The organism is Bacillus sp. SIMBA_031, from assembly GCF_046535225.1.
In the GTDB taxonomy this organism is placed as follows: domain Bacteria; phylum Bacillota; class Bacilli; order Bacillales; family Bacillaceae; genus Bacillus; species Bacillus velezensis.
Window position 1 is genome coordinate 1 of the sequence record NZ_JAWRXC010000170.1, and the last position, 277, is coordinate 277.

Annotated in this window: 1 pseudogene; it reads right to left on the reverse strand. The window is 59.9% G+C overall.

The annotated features are described in order from the left end of the window. Nucleotides 1–54: 54 nt before the first annotated feature. Nucleotides 55–277: pseudogene (locus SB724_RS19925) on the reverse strand (hypothetical protein); the annotation flags it as partial.

Here is a 277-nt window from a genome sequence, read left to right on the forward strand (position 1 = left end):
TCACCAATAAAGTGCACAAACGGCCCTATTCATGACACGGTTTTGTCCCGAAATTTAGACGGTTCGCGTCGCCTTGGCGAGGTTCTCACGTAGCTCGTCGGCATTTTGGCGGATCACGTAGGCGGGGCGGTCGCGCTCAACCCGCCAGCTGTCCTCGAGGGGGCCGATGTTGACTGTGTCGAAGCCGAATTCGTCATAAAGCTTGGTGACCATTTCCCCGGCCTCCGGGAAGTCGCTGGCCGTAGCCAAGGCACGACGATTCGGGGTTCCGGCCGGC